The sequence below is a fragment of the Streptomyces sp. NBC_01003 genome (genome assembly GCF_045162695.1).
Classification (GTDB): domain Bacteria; phylum Actinomycetota; class Actinomycetes; order Streptomycetales; family Streptomycetaceae; genus Streptomyces.
This window is the reverse complement of record NZ_CP108707.1, coordinates 7,695,158-7,718,100: the sequence shown is the minus strand read 5'-3', so window position 1 is coordinate 7,718,100 and position 22,943 is coordinate 7,695,158. Positions and strand designations below refer to the sequence as shown.

Annotated in this window: 20 protein-coding genes and 1 pseudogene; 7 read left to right on the top strand and 14 right to left on the bottom strand. The window is 71.3% G+C overall.

The genetic code is table 11. From position 1 onward, the window contains the following. Positions 1–33 precede the first annotated feature (33 nt). A complete protein-coding gene (locus OG698_RS35205; RefSeq protein ID WP_406107831.1) occupies positions 34–1,458 on the bottom strand; it encodes a GH39 family glycosyl hydrolase in 1,425 nt (474 codons plus the stop codon). A 154-nt stretch (positions 1,459–1,612) separates the two neighbouring features. On the opposite strand from OG698_RS35205, the gene OG698_RS35200 reads away from it, so the two are divergent. Continuing rightward, positions 1,613–2,707, top strand: coding sequence for a DUF5925 domain-containing protein (locus tag OG698_RS35200; RefSeq protein WP_406107829.1), 1,095 nt, complete (start codon positions 1,613–1,615; stop codon positions 2,705–2,707). 21 nt (positions 2,708–2,728) lie between these two features. On the opposite strand, the gene OG698_RS35195 is transcribed toward OG698_RS35200, so the two are convergent. Beyond that, on the bottom strand, positions 2,729–3,109 hold the full coding sequence (locus OG698_RS35195; protein WP_399970472.1) for a GntR family transcriptional regulator: 381 nt from the start codon (positions 3,107–3,109) through the stop codon (positions 2,729–2,731). 70 nt (positions 3,110–3,179) lie between these two features. Here OG698_RS35195 and OG698_RS35190 point away from each other — a divergent pair, with 70 nt between their 5' ends. Beyond that, positions 3,180–4,100, top strand: coding sequence for a GNAT family N-acetyltransferase (locus OG698_RS35190; RefSeq protein ID WP_406107827.1), 921 nt, complete (start codon positions 3,180–3,182; stop codon positions 4,098–4,100). Further along, entirely contained in the window at positions 4,081–4,581 is a 501-nt protein-coding gene (locus OG698_RS35185; protein WP_406107826.1) for a DUF402 domain-containing protein, read from the top strand. Before OG698_RS35190 ends, OG698_RS35185 begins: the two co-directional genes overlap by 20 nt. Here OG698_RS35185 and OG698_RS35180 read toward each other — a convergent pair. Continuing rightward, positions 4,570–5,205 carry a class I SAM-dependent methyltransferase gene (locus tag OG698_RS35180; RefSeq protein WP_406107824.1) on the bottom strand — a complete coding sequence of 212 codons (636 nt, stop codon included), beginning with the start codon at positions 5,203–5,205 and terminating at the stop codon, positions 4,570–4,572. The two genes, OG698_RS35185 and OG698_RS35180, sit on opposite strands and share 12 nt — an antisense overlap. A gap of 110 nt (positions 5,206–5,315) precedes the next feature. Between OG698_RS35180 and OG698_RS35175 the strand changes: the two genes are divergently transcribed. Continuing rightward, positions 5,316–5,462, top strand: coding sequence for a hypothetical protein (locus tag OG698_RS35175; RefSeq protein ID WP_406107823.1), 147 nt, complete (start codon positions 5,316–5,318; stop codon positions 5,460–5,462). Positions 5,463–5,550: 88 nt separating this feature from the next. Here OG698_RS35175 and OG698_RS35170 read toward each other — a convergent pair whose 3' ends face one another. Next, a complete protein-coding gene (locus tag OG698_RS35170) occupies positions 5,551–6,126 on the bottom strand; it encodes a GNAT family N-acetyltransferase (protein WP_406107821.1) in 576 nt (191 codons plus the stop codon). Between the two features lie 375 nt (positions 6,127–6,501). On the opposite strand from OG698_RS35170, the gene OG698_RS35165 reads away from it, so the two are divergent. Together OG698_RS35165 and OG698_RS35160 are read left to right on the top strand one after the other, a co-directional pair. After that, on the top strand, positions 6,502–7,917 hold the full coding sequence (locus OG698_RS35165) for an FG-GAP and VCBS repeat-containing protein (protein WP_406107820.1): 1,416 nt from the start codon (positions 6,502–6,504) through the stop codon (positions 7,915–7,917). 423 nt (positions 7,918–8,340) lie between these two features. Next, complete coding sequence (locus tag OG698_RS35160) at positions 8,341–9,339, top strand: lytic polysaccharide monooxygenase (RefSeq protein ID WP_406107818.1); 999 nt, start codon at positions 8,341–8,343, stop codon at positions 9,337–9,339. A gap of 76 nt (positions 9,340–9,415) precedes the next feature. Here OG698_RS35160 and OG698_RS35155 read toward each other — a convergent pair whose 3' ends face one another. Together OG698_RS35155 and OG698_RS35150 are read right to left on the bottom strand one after the other, a co-directional pair. Beyond that, positions 9,416–10,282: an esterase/lipase family protein gene (locus OG698_RS35155; RefSeq protein WP_406107816.1), complete on the bottom strand. Its 867-nt coding sequence runs from the start codon at positions 10,280–10,282 to the stop codon at positions 9,416–9,418. Positions 10,283–10,455: 173 nt separating this feature from the next. Beyond that, positions 10,456–10,902 carry a MarR family winged helix-turn-helix transcriptional regulator gene (locus OG698_RS35150; protein WP_406107815.1) on the bottom strand — a complete coding sequence of 149 codons (447 nt, stop codon included), beginning with the start codon at positions 10,900–10,902 and terminating at the stop codon, positions 10,456–10,458. A gap of 104 nt (positions 10,903–11,006) precedes the next feature. On the opposite strand from OG698_RS35150, the gene OG698_RS35145 reads away from it, so the two are divergent. Further along, positions 11,007–11,381, top strand: coding sequence for a cupin domain-containing protein (locus OG698_RS35145; RefSeq protein WP_406107814.1), 375 nt, complete (start codon positions 11,007–11,009; stop codon positions 11,379–11,381). 4 nt (positions 11,382–11,385) lie between these two features. Here OG698_RS35145 and OG698_RS35140 read toward each other — a convergent pair whose 3' ends face one another. The 8 genes and pseudogenes from OG698_RS35140 to OG698_RS35105 all read right to left on the bottom strand — a co-directional run bounded on the left by OG698_RS35140 (position 11,386) and on the right by OG698_RS35105 (position 22,903). Further along, the gene (locus tag OG698_RS35140; RefSeq protein WP_406107812.1) at positions 11,386–12,360 is read right to left on the bottom strand and encodes a DNA polymerase thumb domain-containing protein; all 975 of its coding nucleotides are present in this window, start codon (positions 12,358–12,360) and stop codon (positions 11,386–11,388) included. Continuing rightward, positions 12,357–15,866 (bottom strand): DNA polymerase III subunit alpha, encoded by a 3,510-nt coding sequence (locus OG698_RS35135; RefSeq protein WP_406107811.1) that lies wholly within the window; start codon positions 15,864–15,866, stop codon positions 12,357–12,359. The genes OG698_RS35140 and OG698_RS35135 overlap by 4 nt, the downstream gene beginning before the upstream one ends. Positions 15,867–16,174: 308 nt before the next feature. Then, positions 16,175–17,257 carry a S1 family peptidase gene (locus OG698_RS35130; protein WP_406107809.1) on the bottom strand — a complete coding sequence of 361 codons (1,083 nt, stop codon included), beginning with the start codon at positions 17,255–17,257 and terminating at the stop codon, positions 16,175–16,177. A gap of 237 nt (positions 17,258–17,494) precedes the next feature. Further along, positions 17,495–18,334 (bottom strand): slipin family protein, encoded by an 840-nt coding sequence (locus tag OG698_RS35125; RefSeq protein ID WP_406107807.1) that lies wholly within the window; start codon positions 18,332–18,334, stop codon positions 17,495–17,497. A gap of 184 nt (positions 18,335–18,518) precedes the next feature. Continuing rightward, positions 18,519–19,424, bottom strand: coding sequence for a S1 family peptidase (locus tag OG698_RS35120; protein ID WP_406107805.1), 906 nt, complete (start codon positions 19,422–19,424; stop codon positions 18,519–18,521). Positions 19,425–19,678: 254 nt separating this feature from the next. Then, positions 19,679–20,490, bottom strand: a pseudogene (locus OG698_RS35115) (DUF1684 domain-containing protein). Continuing rightward, the gene (locus OG698_RS35110) at positions 20,487–21,818 is read right to left on the bottom strand and encodes an NtaA/DmoA family FMN-dependent monooxygenase (protein WP_406107803.1); all 1,332 of its coding nucleotides are present in this window, start codon (positions 21,816–21,818) and stop codon (positions 20,487–20,489) included. The pseudogene OG698_RS35115 and the gene OG698_RS35110 overlap by 4 nt, the downstream one beginning before the upstream one ends. Next, positions 21,815–22,903, bottom strand: a complete 1,089-nt coding sequence (locus tag OG698_RS35105) for an LLM class flavin-dependent oxidoreductase (protein WP_406107801.1) — start codon at positions 22,901–22,903, stop codon at positions 21,815–21,817. The genes OG698_RS35110 and OG698_RS35105 overlap by 4 nt, the downstream gene beginning before the upstream one ends. Positions 22,904–22,943: the final 40 nt, after the last annotated feature.

The following is a 22,943-nucleotide window of genomic DNA, read 5'->3' as shown; positions in this document are numbered from 1 at the left end:
GCCCACTTCACGGTGAGACGTGGCTCGGGCGTACTACTTCCGCTCGAGCCACTTCACTTCGTACGCACCCATCTCGAACCGCTTCCCGTCGACCTGCGCGCTGATCTTCCGGTTCAGGGTGTTCACCACGACGACGGTCTTGTCGTCGGCGAGCACCCGCACGTTCGGTACGTCGTCCGCGGCGACCGGCACCCTCTCGTACTCGGTGCCGGGCGGGAACGCCTGGTGGAAGCGGGAGATCAGGTCGTACATGGGCAGCTTCGCGCCGCCGTCGCCCGACTGCGTGGGCGTCCACAGACAGCCGGCGCACGTCGCGCCCGTCTTCTCCTCCGGGTTCCAGTAGAAGCCGGAGGACGCGCCGCCCTTGGCCATCGCGACAAGGCCTGACGCCTGGACGGCGACACGGTGCGGCTCGCTCCAGCCCTTGCGGTCGTCGTTCTGGTCGCCGGGCTCCACGTAGTACTCGGCCCACCACAGGGGCAGGTCACCGGTCCGTCGCTCCACCCACTTGCCGACGGCGGTGAGCTTGTCGGTGGCCTTGAACTCGTCGGGCAGCAGCTCGTCGTCGACGGTGTAGCTGGAGCCGTCGACGACGACGAAGTCGGCGCCCGCCTTGTTCTTGTTCCAGTAGTCGAAGGCGTCGAGGACGCGCTGGTCCATGCTGCCCCAGGGCCCCTTCACGTCCGCCGACGCGTTCTCGGTCTGGCGCGGGTCGACGCTGTCCATCACCAGGTAGGGCCCGCCGACCATGATGTCCTTGTCGACCTTCTTGAGGGCCTTGTAGACGAGGTTGTACAGCTCCGTGTAGCCCTCGTAGTCCCAGCGCTGCTTCCCGTTGTTCCAGAAGCCCTTGAACTCGTTCCAGACGATGAAGTGGCGCACGTCCGGGTAACGCTTGGCGACCGTCGCGGCGAGCGCGGCGAAGTCCTTGTAGTGCGCGCGGTCGGGCGCGGTCTCCAGGGACTGCTGACTCCAGTCCGTGTTGTCGACCCCCGCCTTGCCGCCCTTCATCCAGTCCGGGGAGCAGCACAGGGTGACGACAGGGGTGCCGCCCGACTTCCTGATGAAGTCGATCCGGCGGTCCATCTCGTCGAAGTCGTAACGGCCCTTGACGGGCTCCGGGTTCCCCGCACCCCAGCCCATGATGTGCTGGATCTGCGGAACCGACTGGCCGGAGAGCATGTCCTCGACCCGCCGCGTCGCGCCGTCGTCGCCCTCGTCCGCGCTGTACTGGGTGTGCGTGAAGCCCCACCCGACCGCCGGCCCCAGCTGTGCGGGCGGGTCGGACGGGGAGCCGTGCACCTTGTCACCCGCGCTCGTGGTGCCCCTGTCGTCGGCCCGGTCGTTCGGCAGTGTGCTGATCACTGTCAGCACCAGGGCCAGAGCGGCCACCCCCACGCCGAGCAGAGCGGTGAGCCGCCACCGCTGTGCCCCCGAATTCCACCCATGACGTGCCATCAAGGGCAAGAGTAACTACGGTCGTTCGCGGAGGGACAGACTCCGCTGCGACAGCGTTGTAACGGCGCGCGGGACCGGGCCGCCGTGCGGGCAAGCGTGTGACGCGCTGCGGAAATCCCGTGCGGGAGCGCCGTGCGTGGCGGATCATGGCGGCATGTCTGCGAACCCACACGACGCGCTGCCGATCCGGCTCAACGTCGACGACAGCGACTCTCCTGCCGACGTCGTCGACGCGCTGTTCCTCGGCCGTTTCGCGACGGGCGAGCAGCCGCACTCGCACGCGGCGAACATCGACCGCGTGCGGTCGGGGGCCACCCTCCTGCCGCCCGACGCGGTGGTCCTGCGCTCCGCGCGCGACGACGACCGCAGCGCGACGCTCGCCGAGGGCGACGGCTGGACCGTCCTCGTCTCCCGCTGGAACAGGGGCGCCGACGTCACGGTGACGGCGACCACCGCGGAGCTCGCCGAGAAGGTGCTCGGGCAGGCCACGGACGGCGCCGCCGACGAGCCCGAACCCCAGCCGGAGAACGTGACGATGGGGTTCTGGTACGTCTCGCCCCGGCGCGGGCCGCACCGCACCACACGGCAGATCTCGGCCGGTACGTGGGACGAGGTGCGGCAGAACTACACGGCGCCGGTCGCCGGCGCCATGGACCAGCTGATGAAGACGACCCCGGAGGACATCGCGGGCCGGCTGCTCCTGCTGCACGGTCCTCCCGGCACGGGCAAGACGTCCGCGCTGCGCACCCTGGCCCGGTCCTGGCGGGACTGGTGCCAGGTGGACTGCGTACTCGACCCGGAGCGGCTGTTCTCCGACGTCGGCTATCTCATGGACATCGCGATCGGCGAGGACGACGGCACGGCGAAGGGCCGCTGGCGCCTCCTCCTCCTGGAGGACTGCGACGAGCTCATCCGGGGCGAGGCCAAGCACACGGCGGGGCAGGCGCTCTCACGCCTGCTCAACCTGACGGACGGCCTGCTCGGGCAGGGGCGGAACGTCCTGGTCGGCGTCACGACGAACGAGGACCTGGAGCGCCTCCACCCGGCGGTCGTGCGCCCCGGCCGCTGCCTGGCCCGTATCGAGGTGGGCCCCCTGACCCACCGCGAGTCGGTGAACTGGCTCGGCAGCGAGGAAGGCGTGAGCCGCGACGGCGCGACACTCGCCGAGCTGTACGCGCTGCGCCGCGGCACCAGCCCGACATCGGTCCCGGACCCGCGCGAGTCGGCGGACGCGGGGCTGTACTTGTAGGGGGTGGGGCGGTACTTCCCGTTACCCCTTCTCCCCGTACGACGCCCGCAGCGCGTCCCGTACCGCGGCCAGTGCCTGCGACTCGGTGAGGCCGAGGCGGTGGGCCCGTTCCGCGAACGCGGCGGCCGCCGCCGAGGCCTCCCGGGCCGACGCGTCACCGGCGGCGGCGACGAACGTGCCGTTGCGGCCGCGCGTCTCGATCACCCCGTCCGACTCGAGCGCCCGATACGCCTTGGCCACCGTGTTCGCGGCCAGGCCGAGTGTCTCGGCGAGCCCGCGCACCGTCGGCAGTTTGTAGCCCACGGGCAAAGTCCCGGAGAGGGCCTGCCCGGCGATCTGGGCCCGTACCTGTTCGTAGGGCGCCGTCGGCGCGCCCGCATCGATGTCGATCTTCAAGGTCACGCGCCGATTGTCCCGCACCGCGGAAAAATGGGAGGCACCTCGGCGCGCCCCGCGCGTAGCGTGCGGCCGTATGACTGTGATCGTCCGGGCCCTGCGGCCCGAGGACGCTGCGGCGTTCGCCCGGGTGCGGCGCGCCGCACTGCCCGCCATGCTCGCGACCGCCGAGTCGGTCGCCTTCGATCTGGCGCACGCTCATCCGGACGCCCGGTACCGGCCGCTGGTCGCCGAGGCCGACGGCGAGGTCGTCGGCACCGCGCAGGTCGGGATCGCGTACGACAGTCCGGACCCGGGGCAGGGCTATGTGAACGCCTATGTGCACCCGGAGCGCCGCGGACTCGGGGCCGGGTCCCTGATCGTGCGGGCGGCGGAGGAGTATCTCGCCGGTGTGGGCGCCGTCGCCGTCTACTCGTGGGTGCTCGACACCCCGGACGACCGGGCGTTCGCCACGCGCCGCGGCTACCGGGCCAGCCGCCCCGCCCACTTCCTCCGACTCGACCTGGCGCACGGCACGCTGCCCCCGCTCACCGCGCCGCCGGCCGGAGTGACGCTGCGGACCGGCGCGGACTTCGCGGACGACCCGCGTCCCCTGTTCGACCTGGACGCGGAGACGGTGAGCGACGAACCGAGCGACGTGGCCACGGAGTTCACGGACTACGAGCACTGGCTCGACGAGACCTGGCACCATCCGCTGACCGACCATCGGCTGACGTCGGTGGCCGTGGCCGGGGGCCGGCCCGTCGCGTTCAGCCTGGCCCGCACCGACGACGAGACCCGCTACACGTCCGGGATGACCGGCACCGCGCGGGAGTTCCGCGGCCGCGGCCTGGCCAAGCTCGCCAAGAACGACTCCCTGCACCGCGCCCGCGAGGCCGGCGTCACCGAGGCGTTCACGGGCAACGACGCGGGGAACGGCCCGATGCTCGCGATCAACAAATGGTTCGGCTACGAGATCTGTGCCACGGAGGTACGCCATGTCCGCACCCTCACCTGATCCCGCCGAGGCCCTCGACGTGGTCCTCGTCAAGGCGGGCCGGCTCAAGATCCGTTACCCCGCGGACGTCGTCCGTGACGACGGCACGCGCGTGACCGTCACCGCCGCCTGGGCCTCCCCCGGGGTCAGGGACTTCGGGTTCGTGCAGTTCGGGCCGGGCGACGTCTTCACCGAGCACTACTGGCGGGACCGGTGGTACGCGGTCAAGGAGGTGCGCACCGGCGGCGGCACGCTCAAGGGCTGGTACTGCGACGTGACGCGGCCGGCGGTCCGCGAGGCCGGCGAGCTCCGCGTGGAGGATCTCGACCTCGACCTGTGGGTCTCGGCGGACGGCAGCGACGTACTGCGCCTCGACGAGGACGAGTTCGCGGAGAGCGGGCTCGCCGAGCGCGACCCGGACGCGGCGGCGGCCGCGGTCCGAGCCCTCGACGACCTCGAACTCCTCGCGCGCACCGAGGGGTTCGGCCGGCTATTGGCCTAGCGTCGCGATCACCGCGTACCGGTCGTCCTCGACCTGTCTCCCCCACAGCAGCGCGTCCCCGGAGAGCGGTTCGTGCCGGACGTGGGCGGTGAGCGGGGCGAGAGCGCCGGTGAGCCGGGCCGCCGGAACGCCGACGGGACTGAGCGTTCCCCACACGCCCTCCACCAGGATCAGCCGCCCGCCGGGGCGCAGCAGCGAGAGCCAGTGCGCGAGGGCTCCGTCGAGGTCGGGCAGTGCCCACGCGACGTGCCGCACGAGTATGACGTCGAAGGTGTCGCCTGCGACGGGCGGCGCCGCGGCGTCCCCGACGAGCACCCGCGCGGCCCGGCCGGCCAGCTTGGCACGCGCGAGGTCCAGCATGGCGGGCGACAGGTCGACCGCGGTCACGCTGTGTCCCTGGTCGGTGGCGAGCAGCGACATGCTGCCCGTGCCGCAGCCCAGGTCGAGCAGGTCGCAGGGGTGGTCCGGCAGCCAGTCCCGCAGGCGCGCGGCCCAGGCCCCGCGCACGGCGGGATCACGCAGGCCGTGGTCGGGTTCGTCGTCGAAGGCCGCGGCCTCGGCGTCCCAGTCGACCCGTTCCAGGGGCGCCATGTCCCGATTCGTGGTGTCCTCGCTCATCCTCATGCCCAGATCGTGACACCTGCCACTGACAATCACGCTTCGATGCGTCACCCTCCGGGGAACACGTCTACAGCGGTACCGCAGTGGAACCGGGGTAGGCACAGGAGGCAGTCATGCGCCGTGTGACCATCAACAAGCCCGTGGCGAAGACCAGCACCACCCGCCGGCAGCAGCAGGACGACGCCGCCGCCGCGGAGCGCCGCCACGACCGTCCGGAAGTGCGCAAGGACATCCGGCGCACGTGGTGGCCCGACGAGTGAGCGGGCCGGGCAGTCGGCCGCCCGACCGAGGGCGGCCGCAGCCCCTCTGCGGCTCGAACTCCGAGACGCCGCGGCTTCACCCCCGGCGTCATCCCGCGCTGCGGAAGTCCAGCATGTAGAAGACCTTGTCGTAGCGGCGTTCGCCGACGGCGACGAAATCAGGCAGTCGGCCGTACTCGGTGAAGCCCAACGACCGGTAGAGGCTCAGGGCATTGCTGTTGTCGCCGCGTGCGTCCAGAGTCAGAACCTCGATTCCTGCCCGCCGGGCGTCCGCGACCAAGGCAGCCGTCAGGGCCCGACCGACTCCGCGACCTTGGGCCGCGTCGCCCACCGCGATCTTCTCCAGGTCGGCGTGCGGGCGATGCGTAGGCCTCGCATAGCGCTGCCAGTAACCCAGCCCGACCAGTTGACGGTCGATGTACGCGGCGCGCAGGGCGGCGTTGCCTGCATGCGCTGCCGAGGCGACGTGGTCGAGGAGTTCGGCCACCTCGTCTCGCGACGGAGGATCGACCCACCCGAGTGCGGCGCCTCCACGGACCAGGTCCGCCAGGATCCGGTGCGCCGACGCTTCGAACCGGGCGTTGAGATCTGGATCGGACATCACTTCCGTAACGTCAAGGATGACGGGCTCTCGGGTCCCGTTGTCGGTGATGGCCGTATTCATGATCACCAGCCTAACCAGCGACTTCACCGACGCGCTCGTAGGTTGCAGTCCACTCCCGCTGTGTACGCACGACGTCGTTGGGGATGGTGTGGCCCATGCCTCCTGGATCGCGTGTTGGATTTGTGGGGCAAGCGAACTCGCCCGGTCCCGGAACGCCCGGCCATGGTTGTGCTGTGCCATCGAATCTTGATCATTGCCATCGAAGGTTGACGATCACTAGGTTTGTGCCATCGAAGTGTGAGTGGCACGGGGTGCTGGTCGTCAGGCGTGGCGGTGGGGGAGCTCGCGGGTGCGTACGCGGATCCGGATCGTGTCTCTGCTGTGACAAGTGGCAGGTCAGACTCCTCCGACATCACCCCTGCGTCAGGAGCCCACGTGGTTGCACCCCGGTTCGCGTTCGCCCTGCTGGGCTGCACAGCCCTGCTGCTCACGGGTTGCGCAGGCAATGGCGGGAGCCGGGACGGGACAGCCGGCGGTACGGGGGAGAGCCGTCCTGCCCCGCGGGATCGCGACGGTCGCAGCGAGTCCGGCACCGGCGACTTCGACAAGGACGGCTACGACGATTTCGTCACCGTCGAAGCGAACCGCGCCTCCGGCGGGTCATTTGCCTGGCACGTAGTCGTCGTCCCGGGCTCGAAGAGCGGACTGGACGCGGCCCGCGCCACGCGTTACAGCGACGTCTACAGCGGCCCGCTGCTCCGCGGCGACCTCGACAGCGACGGATTCACGGACCTGGTCGCCACCCGTGAACCCACGCGACCGGGCCGGAAGGCCGAGCCGGGCGCCACCTACCAGGCGGTGGTCATGTTCGGCGGCAGGAACGGCCTCGGCAAACCGGTGACCGTGGCCGCTCAGCGCCAGTTCCTCGCGATGGCCGTGGCCGATGTCAACGGTGACGGGGCCCTCGACCTGATCGACCGCGGCAAGGGGGCGCAGGAGAAGGACCCCTCCCGGATACCAGGGCGGATTGCGTACGGCCCGTTCGACCGGGACGGCGCCCCGGCCCGGCTGGTGGGGCAGGACTGGAAGGCCGCTGGAGGCGGGGCCACCGCCGGCGACTTCGACGGTGACGGCTTCGACGACCTGCTCTTCACCGGCAGCCCGCCGTATTCGGACGACGAGGAGCCGAGCTCGGACCCGATCCCGGCAGCCGCCTACTTCCGCGGCAGCCCTGACGGGCCTGTCCCGGCCGCCCCGCCCGAGGGCCTGGACAACAGCCTCGAGGACGGAGTCCTGACGCCGCTGGCCGGCGACGTGGACGGCGACGGCATCACCGACCTCCTCGTCGGAGGAGGGGGCATTTCGTCGCCGGCCGACGGCCTCGACGCGGGACAGCTCACCATCGTCTACGGCGCCGCGGGCGGCCCCGGTACGGGCCGCCGCAACACGGTGTACAACCAGGAGACCCCGGGCATCCCCGGCGATTCGCAGGGCAAGGACATGTTCGGTGCCGTCTCCGGCGCCGGCGACGTGAACGGTGACGGGCACCCGGACCTGGTGGTCAACACCCCGGGCGAGGACAAGGCGGGCCGCTTCACGCTGCTGCCCGGCGCAACCGACGGCTCCGGCCCCGCCCCGTCCCGGGCCACCGCCTTCGACGCGGCGACCTACGGCTCGGAATCCATCAGCGCCACCCTGCCCCCGCTGGACATCAACGGCGACAGGTATGCGGACGTGGTGGCCGAGACGCCGGGCGGCCTCCTGCTCTTCCCAGGAGGGAAAGCAGAGTTCCCCGCCAGGGACCCGAAGCTCACCGGAGCCGCGAAGGTGGGGATGGACGTGCGGAACTGACGCTGCGTGCTCCATTACCTCCGCGCCACTCAGTCTTCGGTGACACACGATCAACCTTCGAGGCAACGGTCGGGCGGACTGCGGCGTGAGCCCCGACCGCCCTCCGAGTCTCGCCGATCAGCAAGGCCTTGAGGTCTGAGTGGAGCGTCTCCAGGGAGCCGAACGGGGAGCCGAACACCGTGACACCTACTGGATTCCAGTGGACTGTGACGGACTGGTTCACCCACGGCATGGGTCATCGAGCTCCGTACAAACGCCCAGCCTGAGCCCTCGATTAGCCCTCCCTTAAACCCACCATAAAGATCGCCATCGCCTGCCCTCAGCAGGCGATTTCGCGGTTTTCAGGGGCTAGCTTTCTCACCGCCGGGGCCGTCGTCGCGGCCCGTCCCCCCACCCCTGAACCGCCGTTGAGGAGTTCCACTCATGACAGTTCGCCGCAAGGCCGCCGCGTTCGCCGTCGCAGGTGCCGTCCCGTTCGCCCTGACCGCGCTGGCCGCCGCGCCCGCGTCGGCGCACGGCTCGATGACGGATCCGGTCAGCCGCGTCTCCGCCTGCTACGCGGAGGGCCCGGAGAGCCCGCAGTCGGCGGCGTGCAAGGCCGCCGTCGCGGCCAGTGGCGCGCAGGCCTTCTACGACTGGAACGCGGTCAACATCGCGAACGCCGCGGGCAAGTCGAAGGAGATCATCCCCGACGGCAAGCTGTGCAGCGCGGGCAACGACAAGTACAAGGGGCTCGACCTTCCGCGCGCCGACTGGCCGTCGAGCCCGATGTCGGCGGGCAGCCACACCTTCCACTACAAGGGAACGGCCCCGCACAAGGGTTCGTTCGAGCTGTACATCACCAAGGACTCGTACGACCCGGCGAAGCCGCTGAAGTGGTCGGACCTGGAGGCTCAGCCCTTCGTGAAGGTCACCGACCCGAAGATGGAGAACGGCGACTACGTCTTCGACGGTGACGTCCCGGCGCGGTCGGGCCGTCACCTCATCTACTCGATCTGGCAGCGCTCCGACTCCCCCGAGGCCTTCTACACCTGCTCCGACGTGGTGTTCGGCAAGGACAGCGGGGCCGGTGCGGCCGCTCCCGCCGCGTCCGCGCCCTCCGACCAGGAGATCGCGGACGGTGCCGGCAAGTCGTCCGTGGAGCACCACCACGGTGACGCCGGGGGCAGCGCCGAGCCGCAGGCCGAGGAGTCCACGGCCCCCGCTGCCGACGCCGCCGATGACTCGACGGGCGGCAACGGGCCCGAGGTGAAGGGCGGTGCCGCGAAGCCCCTCGCCGACGAGAACCTCGCCGAGACGGGCGGCGACAGCACCACCCCGTACATCGCGATGGGCGGCGCCGCGGTTCTGGCGTTCGGTGCCGCGACGATGTTCGCGTCGGTGCGGCGCCGCTCCGTGGCGGGCGGGCGTCACAGCCGCTGACGCCGCACAGCCGGGCCGCCGTCTCCCTGCCCACTCGTGGAGACGGCGGTCCTTTTGCGTTTCTGGCTGCGGTGCGTCAACTCACCGCCGAGGCGCAGGTGGTGGGGGTGGCGTGGGCCGGGTCGAGGGCGTTCGCGACCTCGTGGAAGGCGACGCGGTCGATGGTGCCGATGGCGACGTGCTCCGACAGGTCGACGGAGCACAGGTCCTGGAGCTTGACGTTGTGGACGTCGGGGCCGCTCAGGAACTGGGTGCCGTACGGCGTGACGACCTCGTCGTACTTGGTAGCGATGACGGTGTAGTGGACGCCGGGGACGGTGTCCCCGCCCTGGTTGAGCTTGGTGATGAACGGGGAGCCCGCCATCTGGTCGGCGAGGCCGGGGGTGGCGAGGGTCAGCAGGTCACCGACCCCGGGGAAGTACGGCAGGAGGTTCGTCAGGCCGTTCAGGGTGGTGCCGTGGTTGTCGGGCGCGATGCCGACGAGGGAGTTCACCTTCGCGGCGCCGCCGAGGAACTTGAGGTAGTAGCGGGGCATCATGCCGCCCTGCGAGTGGCCGACGAGGTCGGCCTTGGGGGCACCGGTGGCGGCGAGCACCTTGTCGACGAAGGTGTCGAGCTGGCCCGCCGACTTGTCGATGGGGCCGAGGCCGTTGAACAGCGGGACGCCGGGCAACTGTCCGTAGTCGAGCGAGAAGACGCAGTAGCCGCGGTTCACCAGGTAGGGGGCGAGGACCAGCCAGTTGTCGACGGAGTTCCCGAAGGTGCCGTGGACGAGGACGACGGGGCGCGGGTGCGTGGCCGACGGCTTGCAGCCGTAGTTGTTCCAGCCACTGCTCGGGGCGGTGTCGGCGTGGGCGGCGGCGGGGACCGCGCCGGCCGCGGCCGTGAGCAGCAGGGCCGCGGTCAGGGATCTGACCGCACGTTTCCAGTTCCGGGGCAGCATCGTGTGATCTCCTTGCGGCTCAAGGGAGTTGCGATGTGGGGTGCGTGCCCTGTGATCCGGATCACGAGGATGCTGTACTGCCAGCCAAATTACGCGCCAGTAGTAAAAGAGTGAAGTTACGCGTCAGTAAAAACTTGCAGTGGTAGCTGGACGCCCCCGGTGCTGACGCGGTGTCACCAGGCGGGCCTGATGGGGCCGTCGGGTGCGACGGCGGTCAACTGGTCCAGCAGAGCGCGGGCCTTGCGCTCGCCGAGCCGCTCGACCCACGGCCGTACGGCGTCGGCGGCGGACTCCTCGGCGGCCCGCGCGCAGGCCCAGCCGCGTTCGGTCATGACGACGAGCCGGGCGCGGGCGTCGTCCGGGTGGGGCCGGCGTTCGGCGTAGCCCTTGCGCACGAGCTCGTCGACGAGCTGGCTCGCAGCCTGCTTGGTGACCCCCAGATGCGCGGCGAGGTCGGTGGCGGTGGCACCGTCCCAGGAGAGTCGCGCGAAGGCGAATCCGTGCGCGGGCCGCAGCCCCTCGAAGCCACGGGCGACGACCCCCTCGTGGATGCGTTGCGTCAGCTCACCGGCAGCGGCGAGCAGGGCTGCGGAGAGGGCCATGGCCTCGGAGTTCTGCACGGAGCCATTCAAACACCCTTGACGATTTGGGCAAGCTGCTTGACCATGTAGTCAATTCACTTGACCAAATGACCCGCTCGACCGAACCGTTCAAGGGAGTCGACATGCCAGTCATCCGCGCATCCGAGGCCGTCGTCCACGAGCTGCACGGCGTCCGTTTCGTCTCGTACGCCACACCCGCCGCAGGCAGCAAGGAGCTGTGCGCCTGGCGGACCGAGATCCCGGCGGGCACCCCGGGCGTCGCCCACACGGTGTCCCGCGAGGAGATCCTGCACGTGCTCAGCGGCAGCCTGCGCTTCACGATCGACGGGCGCACGGACACGCTCGTCGTGGGCGACACCGCGATCGCCACCCCGGGCGCGACCCTCACGGTCGAGAACCCGGGCGACCTGCCCGCCACCATGTGGACCACGACGTCCGTGGGCCTGGAGGCGGTACTGGCGGACGGCACCCGCCTGTCGCCACCCTGGGCTCAGTAGCGGCTCACGCAGCGAGCCGCCCGGGCAGGATCGCCCCGGGTCCGAACTTCGCCCGGGCCCGGTCGGCCACCGCCTCCAGCGTCCGCGCCTTCTCGTCCGCGGGGTCGAAGGTCAGCTGGCAGGCGGAACCCTCGACCGGGCGGAGCCCCTCCGCCCGCAGAGCGAGCGCCCGCACCCTGGCCCGCTGCAGACCGAGCGCCTCGTACATCCGGTACGCGGCCGTGGACAGCGCGGTCGTGTGCCCGGTGGGCTCGGGGAGCGTACGACTGCGGGTCGTCGTGGACCGGTCGGCGTAGCGCACGGTGAGGGTCAGCGAGCGGCACACCTGCTTCCCGTCGCGGAGCCGGGCGCCCAGCTCGTCGGCGAGGGAGAGCAGGGCGCGGCGGTGCCGGTACGGGTCGAGTTCGTCGCGCGGGAAGGGGCGTTCGGCGGCGGTGGACCGCATGGCGGCGTTGGGTGTGACCCGGGTGCGGTCGACGCCGCGCGCCTTCTCGTGCAGTTCACGGCCGATACGGGCGGTGGTGAGCCGTTGCAGGGTGCCCTGCGGGGCGGCGGCCACCCTGTCCAGGGTGTCGAGCCCGTACTCGCACAGGGTGCGGGCGGTGGCGGCGCCGACGCCGGGCAGCGCGGCGACCGGCTGCCCGGCGAGGAACTCCGCCACGGCGCCGGGGTCCCCCGGCACCACCCGGGTCACCCCGGGCGAGGCCGTCCGCGCGGCCATCCGCGCCAGCATCGGGCCGGGGCCCGCGCCGATCACGCACTCCACCCCGTACAGGGCGAGCGCCCGCACCCGGATCACCGCGGCGAGTTCGACGGCGTCCCGCCCGAAGTAGCGCACGGCGCCGCCCAGGTCCACGAGGGCGGCGTCGGGCGGCAGCGCCTCGACCGTCGGGCTGAACTCGCCCAGCAGGCCGATCAGTTGGGGCAGTGCCGCCTCGTACATGGGCGGCAGCAGGAACCGTACGTACAGAGTGGTCATCCTGCGCTCCCTGGGCTCTGGTGCCACAGTTTGCGCGGCGGTCCGGACTGGCCGTCGCCCGCCGGGCGCAGGTCCGCCCAGGGGTGCATCTCGTATCCCGTGGCCATGCGGATGCGACGGCCGTCGACCGGGTCGTCCTCGTCGGACGGCGGCTGTTCGGGCGGCTCCGCCAGGCGCAGCGCCACCGCGTCGAGGCCGCCCTGCCGGCGCACCTCCACCAGGTCCGCGAGGTTCCACGCGGCCGCGCCGACCACGCTGAGGCTGCGCGGTCCGCGCCGCTGGACCGTGCCGCGGACCAGGAGCAGCCACGAGTGGAAGACGGTGTGCGCGCACGCGGCGTGCGCGTCGTCGAAGAAGGCCAGGTCGACCAGGCCCGTGCCGTCGTCCAGGGTCGTGAAGATGACGCGCTTGCCGGAGCGGATCGGCGGGGTCTGCGTGGCGACCTTGGCACCCGCGACCAGCACGACCTTGCCGTGCTCGGCCTCGCGCAGGCGGCGCGCCGTCAGCACCCCCAGCTCCTCCAGGAACTTCTCGTGGTCGCCCATGAGATGGCGGGAGGCGTCCATCCCCAGTACCCCGAGTTCGGCGCTGAGCCGCTCGGCGTCGCCGAGGTCGGGCAGGCCGGCCGGCGCGGTCCCGTGGCCGCCGGACAGGGGCAGTTGGGCGCCACGGGCGCCTCGGGACCCGCGCGTTCCCCGGTGCAGTTCGGTCAAGTGGAGTTGCAGGTCACGCCGGTTGGCGCCGAACGCGTCGAGCCCGCCGACCTGGGCGAGCCGCTGCGCGAGCGGCCGGCTGGGCCTGGCCCGCTCCCAGAAGTCGAGCAGCGAGGAGTAGGGCTGCCCCTCCTCGATGCGGGCCGCCTCGGCCTCGCTGATGCCGTGCACGTCGGAGAGCGCGAGCCGCACGCCCCATTTCTCCTCTTTGCGACCTTCGTGACCACCACTTTCGCGATCGGCATTCCCTTTATCAGACACCAGTTCGATACGGTGAGCGACCGCGGACTTGTTCACGTCCAGCGGAAGGACCGGCACCCCGCGCCGCCGCGCGTCCGCGAGAATCAGCCGCTTCGGGTACATCCCGGGGTCGTGGGTGAGCAACCCCGCGTAGAACGCGGCCGGGTGATGGGCCTTCAGCCACGCCGACTGGTAGGTCGGCACCGCGAAGGCGACGGCGTGTGCCTTGCAGAACCCGTACGACCCGAAGGCCTCGATGATCTCCCAGGTGCGGGCGATGGTCTCGGCGTCGTATCCGTGCGCCGCCGCCTGCTGTGCGAACCAGAACCGGATGCGCCCCTGCGAATCGGGGTCGGACAGCCCTCTCCTGACCCGGTCCGCCTCGTCGCGGCCGCACCCCGTCATGATGTTCACGATCTCGATGATCTGCTCGTGGAAGACGACGACCCCGTACGTCTCCTTCAGGGGTCCCTCCAGGTCGCGGTGCGGATAGCGGACCGGCGCGCGCCCGTGCCGCGCCTCGATGAACGGCCGCACCATGTCGGCGGCGACGGGTCCCGGGCGGAACAGCGAGATGTCCACCACGAGGTCGTGGAAGGTGGCCGGCTGGAGCCGCCCCACCAGGTCCCGCTGGCCCGGCGACTCGATCTGGAAACAGCCCAGCGTCTCGGTGGACTTGATGAGCCGGTACGTCTCCGGGTCACCGGGCGCCACCGCGTCCAGGTCCACCGTGGAGCCGGTCGCCCGCTCGGTCTCCGCGACCGCGTGCGCCATCGCCGACTGCATCCGCACCCCGAGGACGTCGAGCTTGAGCAGGCCGAGGTCCTCGACGTCCTCCTTGTCGAACTGCGACATGGGAAAGCCCTCGCCGCTGGTCGGCACGACGGGCGTGCGGGCGAGCAGCGAGGCGTCCGAGAGCAGCACCCCGCACGGGTGCATGGCGATGCCACGCGGCAGCGCGTCGAGCGCCTCGACCAGCTCCCACATGCGTCCGTACCTGTCCCCGCCCCGCCGGGACTCCCCTGCCAGTTCCCGCAGTTCGGGCAGTTCCTCCAGCGCGGCCCGCGCGTCGCGGGCACGGATGTGCGGGAAGGACTTGGCGATCCGGTCGATGTCGGCCGGGTCCATGGACAGGGCCGCGCCCACATCGCGTACGGCATGGCGGACGCGGTACGTCTCCGGCATCGAGACGGTCGCGACGCGCTCGGCGCCGAACCGGTCGATGATCGCCCGGTAGACCTCCAGGCGCCGGGCCGACTCCACGTCGATGTCGATGTCGGGCAGGACGGAGCGGCGCTTGGACAGGAACCGCTCCATGAGGAGGCCGTGTTCGACCGGGTCCGCGTGCGCGATCCCGAGCAGATGGTTGACCAGGGACCCGGCACCGGAGCCGCGCGCGGCGACCCGGATGCCCATGTCCCGTACGTCGTCGACGACTTGGGACACCGTCAGGAAGTAGGTGGCGAAGTCGTGGTACGCGATGATGTCCAGCTCGCGGTGCATCCGCTCCCAGTACTCCCGCTTCCGGTCGTACCCGAGGCGCAGCATCCCCGCCGCCGCCCGCGACACGAGGACCCGCTGGGCGGTGCGGCGGCCGGCGCCGACGAGCCGCGGTTCGGGGAAGTGCACGGAGCCGATGCCGAGGTCGTCCTCGGGGTCGACGCGGCATTCGGCCGCCGCGGCGTTGGTCTGTTCGAGCAGCCGGTACGCGGCGTCGCGTCGGAAGCCCGCGGCCTCCACCACTCGTTCGGCCGTCATCAGCATGGCCCCGGCGTCCTTCAGCCAGCGCTCGCCGCTGTCGAGTTCCTTGCGGGGGTCGACCGGGACGAGGCGGCGCGCGGCGTCGAGGACATCGGCGACCGGGCCGAGGCCCGGGTCGGCGTACCGGACGTCGTTGCTGAGGACGGGGCGGATGCCCTGCTCGGCGGCGAAGCCGACGGTGCGGGCGGCCAGGCGCAGGGATCCGGGGCCCGTGCCCTCGCGTCCGTGGTGGACGGCTTCGAGGCGCAGGGCGTCGCCGTAGATCTCCCGCCAGGGGACGAGAAGGTGCGCGGCCCGGTCGGGGCGGCCCGCGGCGAGCGCGCGGCCGACGTCGGACGCGGGTCCGAGCAGTACGGTCAGGCCGTCGCCGTGGTTGTCCTCCCAGGTCAGCCGGGTCTCGCCGGTGGCGTGGGCGGCGGTGACCAGGCGGCACAGGGAGGCCCAGCCGATGGCTCCGTCGCGGGCGAGGAAGGTCACGCGCGGGGTCGACTCGTCGATGAAGGCACCGCCGCGCACGGGCTGCCTGCGGCGCTCGGCCGGGGTGCGGCCCGGCGCGGGGGATCCGGCCGGCGGGGGTCCGCTCACCGCGAGGTCCGTCCCGAACAGCGGCCGCACCCCTGCCTTGACGCAGGCCTTGGCGAACCTGACCGAGCCCGAGAGGGTGTCCCGGTCGGTGAGGGCGAGCGCGTCCATGCCCCGTTCGGAGGCACGCTCGGCCAGCCGCTCCGGGTGCGAGGCCCCGTACCGAAGGGAGAACCCGGAAACGGTGTGCAAATGCGTGAACCCTGGCACACGCACCTCCTGCACACCTCGAACCGACCTGCTCTCGCCTCCCCACCACCACCATAGACCAAGTATCGAACGCATGTGCGACATCCGAGTGAGGTCGCTGCCCCGGACACCCGTTCAGCCCACCCCACCTGCACGAACACCGTGCTCCCCGGACCGTTGGAGCATGATCCAGACAGCCGACGCCCCGCCCGGGCCCCGAAGCACCCGGAACGCCCGAACCGCCCGGAACGCGAGGGGCCGACCCGTCGATGACGGGCCGGCCCCTGCGTCCAGCTGTCCGGCTTTCCGGCTGTCTCGCTGTCGTTACATCAGCCGATCTCGGCGCCGAACGTGGACAGCGCCTCCGTCACCGGCTGGAAGAAGGTCTCCCCGCCGGAGCTGCAGTCGCCGCTGCCGCCCGAGGTGAGGCCGATCGCGGTGTCGCCCGAGAAGAGCGAGCCGCCGCTGTCGCCGGGCTCGGCGCAGACGTCGGTCTGGATGAGCCCGTTGACGATGTCGCCGTTGCCGTAGTTCACGGTGGCGTCCAGGCCGGTGACGCTGCCGTCGTGGACCTGGGTCGTGGAGCCGCTGCGGGTCACCTTCATGCCGACGGTCGCGTCGCCCGCCTTGGTGATCTGCTGGCTGGAGCCGTTGTAGAGGTCGACCTCGCTCGGGTGCGCGACGTCGGCGGTGTACTTGACCAGGCCGAAGTCGTTGTCCGGGAAGCTGGACTGCTCGTTCGTGCCGATCTCCTGGCCGCTCGAGTCCGACCAGGTCGAGATCGCCTCGGTGCAGTGGCCGGCCGTGATGAAGTACGGCTGGCCGCCCTTGACCACGTTGAAGCCGAGGGAGCACCGGCCGCCGCTGCCGGTGATGGCGTCGCCGCCCGCGATGAGGGGCTTGAACTCCCCCTTGGTGCGCTGGAGTTCGGCCTTGGAGCCGAGACCGTCGACGACCTTGCTCAGCTTGCTCCACGCGGCCGTGTCGACCGTGCGGTCGGCGGTCACGACGACCTTGTTGGTGGCCGGGTCGACCGCCCACGACGTGCCGGGGATCGTCGCGTCCTGCTTCAGGGTGGTGCGGGCGCCCTTCAGTTCGGCCAGGGAGTTCTCGACGACTCTGGCCTTGGCTCCGGCCGCCCGCACGATGTCCGCGGCGTCCTTGTTCAGGACGTTCACGACGAGGTGCTTGGCCTTCGCGTCGTAGTACGTGCCCGCCGAGTCCGCGCCGAGGTCCTTGGTCAGGGACGAGGCGAGATTTCCGGCCTTCGCGATCGACAGGGTCTGCGGGGCCACATCAGAGGTGTCCGTGCTCGCGTTCGCAGTCTGGAAGGTGACTCCCGCGGCGACCAGGGCGGCGATGCCCGCTCCTACCGCGGCGGCACGCCGCTTGGGTATGCGTCGGTGCTTCAACTCTCGTCCTCCTGTGGGGGGTCGGAACCGACCGCTGTGGGGTGAGCCGGTCCCGTAGGTTGACGCGCCCACTATCCCGACGGCCACAGGGGACACACAAGGTCGACTTCAGGACGCGCGTGCGACTGACGCTATGCGCTCCCCCGGCCGCATGCACCCCCGTCATGCGCCTGTCGCACCACGTCGGTTCCCACTGCAAACACTCCGCGCAGAGGGGCGGTCCGCAATGGGTGAGGTCTAGTCCTGTCTTGATTCCGATGCCGCTGGGCCGGGAATCGGCGGCCGTTCGGCGGCCGGCGGCCGCGCCGCGTCCCCCGGCGTCGCCCGTTCCAGGAAGCGCAGGAGCTCCACCGGGAAGGGCAGTACGAGGGTCGAGTTCTTCTCGGCGGCGACGGCCACCACGGTCTGCAGGAGTCTGAGTTGGAGCGCCGCGGGCTGTTCGGACATCTCCGAGGCCGCCTCGGCGAGCTTCCTGGAGGCCTGGAGTTCGGCGTCCGCGTTGATGATCCGGGCGCGCCGCTCGCGCTCCGCCTCGGCCTGCCGCGACATCGAGCGTTTCATGGTCTCGGGCAGCGACACGTCCTTGATCTCGACGCGGTCGATCTGCACGCCCCAGCCGATGGCCGGGCTGTCGATCATCAACTCGAGGCCCTGGTTGAGCTTTTCGCGGTTCGAGAGCAGGTCGTCGAGGTCGCTCTTGCCGATGATGGAGCGCAGTGACGTCTGCGCCATCTGGGAGACGGCGAACCGGTAGTCCTCCACCTGTACGACGGCCTCGGACGCGTCGACCACCTTGAAGTAGATGACGGCGTCGACCCGCACCGTGACGTTGTCCCGCGTGATGCCGTCCTGCGCGGGCACCGGCATCGTGACGATCTGCATGTTGACCTTATGGAGCCGGTCCACGAACGGCACGATCATCGTGAACCCCGGGCCGCGCACATCCGGTCGCAGCCGCCCCAGGCGGAAGACCACGCCCCGCTCGTACTGTTTGACGACGCGCGCCGCCGCAGCCGTCACGCAGATCACCGCGGCGAACGCGGCAGCGGCTCCCGCCACCACCAGCTCCTCGACCATGGAGGCCTCCAGGGGTCGGACCCAGGCGCTCAGGGACGTTTTTCGACGGTTTCTCCTTCGAAGGTAACTCCGGAACGCGCACAAGGGCGAGCCCCCGCACGGCAGTTGCCGTACGAGGGCTCCCTGCTGCTGACTGCAGGTCGGACTGCCCGAAGGCCGGTGACCGCCGGCCGAGGGACACGGATCAGTAGACGCTCACTCCGTACGCACTCAGCGCCTCGGTGACCGGCTGGAAGAAGGTCGTGCCGCCGGAGGTGCAGTTGCCACTGCCGCCCGAGGTCAGGCCGTACGCGGTCGAGCCGCCGTAGAGCGGGCCGCCGGAGTCGCCGGGCTCGGCGCAGACCGTGGTCTGGATGAGGCCGGAGACGATGTCGCCGCCGCCGTAGTTCACGGTGGCGTTGAGCGCGGTGACGCGGCCGCTGTGGATACCGGTGGTCGAGCCGCGCCGGGTGACCGTGGTCCCCACGGACGGCGTGGCCGCACCGGTGATGTCCTGGCTGCCGACCGTTCCGGGCGGGGTCCCCGTGCTGGTGTACCTGACGAGGCCGTAGTCGTTGCCCGGGAAGCTGGATCCCGCGGTCGAACCGATGGCCGTCGAGTGGGACGAGTTCGACCACCAGGTGCCGGCGCCGTCGGTGCAGTGGCCCGCGGTCAGGAAGTAGTAGGTGCTGCCCGAGCGGACGTTGAAGCCGAGCGAGCAGCGCCAGCTACTCGCATAGATGGCGTCGCCGCCGGAGACCAGCTTCTTGAACGTGCCGGGGGTGCGCTCGATCTTCAGGGCGCCCGCGTTGCTGCCGGCCGCCTTCTGGATCCTGGCGATCTCGGCCTGGGAGACCGTGCTGTCGGCGGTGACGACGACCTGGTTGGTCTTCTGGTCGACCGCCCAGGCGGTGCCGGGTACATCGGACTTCAGGACGGACGTGCCGGCCTGGGTGAGCTGGGTCGCGCTGAAGGTGTGCGCGACGGGCGCGTCCGACGCGCTGGCCGTGGGGACGGCGAGTGCGCCGATGGCGACGAGTCCGGAGGCCACGGAGATCATCCGGGCGCGTCTCGCTATGCCACTGCGGGGGGTGGTGCGCTTGATCCTCACTGGTCGTTCCTCCCGAGGGAAGTCGGGGGCCCGCGTGGGGTCGGGGGCCCGTGAGGCGCAGCCAGCGGCCCCATTCGGATTCCGGATTCCGGAATGTTCCGAAGATGCGGTGCCCCTGACAAGCGCTGCTCGGGAGTATTCGGCGTTTCAACTGACCGGCACAAGGGCGCCTTTCGGCCGTCCGTCCGGTACACGGCCACATGCCCCGACGGCTGCTGCGGATGGTCGCAGGCCGCCGGGGCTCGGCTCCCCTGTCAGACGGAGTGGCGGCCGACGAGGTTCCGTTCGCCGGCCTCGATCTTGACCGGCAGGGTGTTGCCGGGCGGCGGGAAGGGGCAGACGAAGTGGGCGGCGAAGGCGCAGGGCGGGAGCACCGCGCGGTTGAAGTCGATGCTCGTACGGCCTTCGGCGTCGGGCGCGGCGGGCCGCAGGAAGCGGAACCGGAAGGTCCCGTCGCCGCTGGTGGCGTCGGCGAACACGGCCCACAGCGAGCCGTCCGCCTGCACCGCGACCTGGAGGGTCAGGTCCTGTCCGTCGAGGGAGAAGGCCAGTTCACCGCCGAGGGCGAGGCCGCGCTCCTTGCCGTCGGCGTTCTCGACGCGGACCGTGCGGCTCTCCTCGTACGGCGTGAAGCGGCCCTCGACCGTCCAGCGGGGGTCGTGGGCCGTGGCCTCGATGCCTCCGAAGTCGCGTCGCGGCCCCGACTGTGGGTCGAAGTCGCGTACGGCCCACAGGCCTTCGCGCACGATCGCGACGAGGCGGCGCTCGCCGAGGCCGATCCGCGCGTCGGCCGTGAGCCGCACCTCGCCGGTCAGCGGCTGTCCGTCGCGGGTGAGGCCGTCCTCGGGGGCGGCGGTCAGGACGACTTGGCCGCCGTCGGCCCGCCACTTCCCGGGAATGGCCGGAAGTGTTCCTTCCGGATAGTCGTCCAGCATGGGGGTCCCCCCTGCTCCTTAAGAGCTTGGGGGAAGGTGCCGGTGAGGGCGAGCGGTCCGTAGGGCTCGGAGACGGATGCGGTCCGCTGCTCGTGCCACTGCTGCCAGGCGTCGGCTGCGTCGTCGGTCATGCGGTCAGGCCTTCCTCGCGTGCGGGGCGTACGGGTTCTTTCAGCCCGAGATGGGAGCGCAGCGTCGTGCCGGTGTATTCCGTGCGGTACGCCCCGCGTTCCTGGAGCAGGGGCACCACCTGGTCGACGAACTCGTCCAGGCCGCCCGGGGTGAGGTGCGGTACGAGGATGAAGCCGTCGGCCGCGTCGCTCTGCACGAACTCGTCGAGCTCGGCGGCGACGGCCTGCGGGGTGCCGATGAACGACTGGCGCGTGGTGGTCTCGATGACGGTCTGCCGGATGGACAGACCCTTGGCGCGCGACAGGGCGCGCCACTGCTCGGCGATGGCCCGGGGGTCGCCGCGCTTGGTACGGCCCTGGGAGAGCCCGGAGTCGACGACCGGATCGATGTCCGGCAGCGGCCCGTCGGGGTCGTACGCGGAGAGGTCGACGCCCCAGATCTGCTCCAGGGTGAGGAGCGCGTTCTGCGGCGACACCTGCTGGCGCCTGATCCCGGCGGCGCGCTCCTGGGCCTCGGCGGCGGTGTCGCCGAGGACCACGGTGACACCCGGCATGATCTTCAGGTCCTCGGCGGTCCGCCCGTACGTCGCGAGCCGGCTCTTCACATCGGCGTAGAAGGCGCGGCCCGCCTCCAGCGTGCCGTGCCGCGTGAAGATCACGTCCGCCGCCGACGCCGCGAACTCACGCCCCTCGGGCGAGTCCCCCGCCTGGATGACGACGGGGTGCCCTTGCGGAGAGCGCGGCAGCGTGAACTCGCCCTCGACATCGAAGTGTTGGCCGGTGTGCGCGAAGGGCCGCGGCTCACCTCCGGGCGTCCAGGAGTCCCACAGCTCGCGGGCCGTGGCGACGAACTCTGCGGCACGCGTGTACCGGTCCGCCCTGTCGAGGAAGCCGCCGCGGCGGAAGTTCTCGCCCGTGAACGCGTCGGAGGAGGTGACGACGTTCCAGGCGGCGCGGCCCCCGCTGAGGTGGTCGAGCGTGGCGAACCTGCGCGCGGTCTCGTAGGGCTCGTTGAACGTCGCGTTGACCGTCGCGGCAAGGCCCAGGCGCTCGGTGACGGCCGCGAGGGCGTTCAGCACGGTGACGGACTCCGGCCGCCCGACGACATCGAGATCGTGGACGCGCCCCTTGTGCTCGCGCAGCCGCAGCCCCTCCGCGAGGAAGAAGAAGTCGAACAGGCCGCGCTCGGCGGTGCGGGCGAGGTGCTCGAACGACGCGAAGTCGATCTGTGAGCGGGAGCGCGGATCGGTCCAGACGGTGGTGTTGTTGACCCCCGGGAAGTGGGCGGCGAGATGAATGTGCTTACGCGGCACGGCAATTGAGGTCATGACAGGTCCCCCGCGAGCGCGGCGTACTGGTTGGCGGGCCGGGCGAGCCCCAGGTGCTCCCTGAAGGTGCTGCCCGGATAGAACGTGCGGAACAGGCCGCGGTGCTGGAGCAGCGGCACCGTGCCGTTGACGAGCCGCTCCAGGTCACGGCGCGGCTCGACGGGTATGAGGTGGAAGCCGTCCACGGCTCCGGCGCGGTGCCAGGCGGTGACGAGGTCGGCGAGGCCGACCGGGCCGCCCCGGTAGAGCGGGCCGAGGTCGCTCGGCAGCGGCCCTCCCCCGCCGTGGCCGGGCACGGCCGCGTGCTCCCCGCCGCCGAGGTCGATGCGCAGCGTGGCCAGGACGCGCAGCCCGTCGGGATCGCGGCCGTACTCGGCGGCGCGGCGGCGCAGCCCGGCGCGGACGGCGGCGGCCTGCGCCGGGCCCGTCGCGTCCACCAGGGCGACGTCGGCCTGGCGCGCGGCGACGTCGTACGCGTGCTGCTCCGCGGTGTCGACGACCGTGACGGGGTGGCCCTGCGGCGGACGCGGCACGATGGACGGGCCGCGCACGGAGAAGGTGCCGCCCCGGAAGTCGACGTAGTGCAGCTTCTCCCGGTCGATGAAACGTCCGGTCGCCACGTCGCGGATCTCCGCGTCGTCCTCCCAGCTGTCCCACAACCGCGTTGCCACGTCGGCGACTTCACCGGCCTCGCGCCACAGCTCCGCGGCGGGCGCGGCAGCCCTGCGGCCGAAAAGGCGGGCCTCCGCCTCGGTGGCGGACACCTCGGGACGCCAGCCGGCGCGGCCCCGGCTCACCCAGTCGAGGGTGGCGACGGCGGCCTGCACATGGAAGGGCTCGGTGTGTGTGGTGGTGACGGTGGGGACGAGGCCGATGCGGGCGGTGGCCGGGGCGACCCGGGACAGCACGGCGAGCGCGTCGGGCCCGGGCCGGCCGAAGGAGTCCCCGAGGGTGACGAAGTCCAGGGCGCCGCGTTCCGCGAGGCGCGTGAGCGTGACGTACGGGTCGGCGGCATAGTTGTCGGGCTCGGGCTGGTCGACGGCCGCCGCGAGATGCAGCAGGCCGCGCCCGGTTGACGTAGTCATGAGCAGGTCCTTGGACGAGGAAGGGGAATACGGGGGTTGC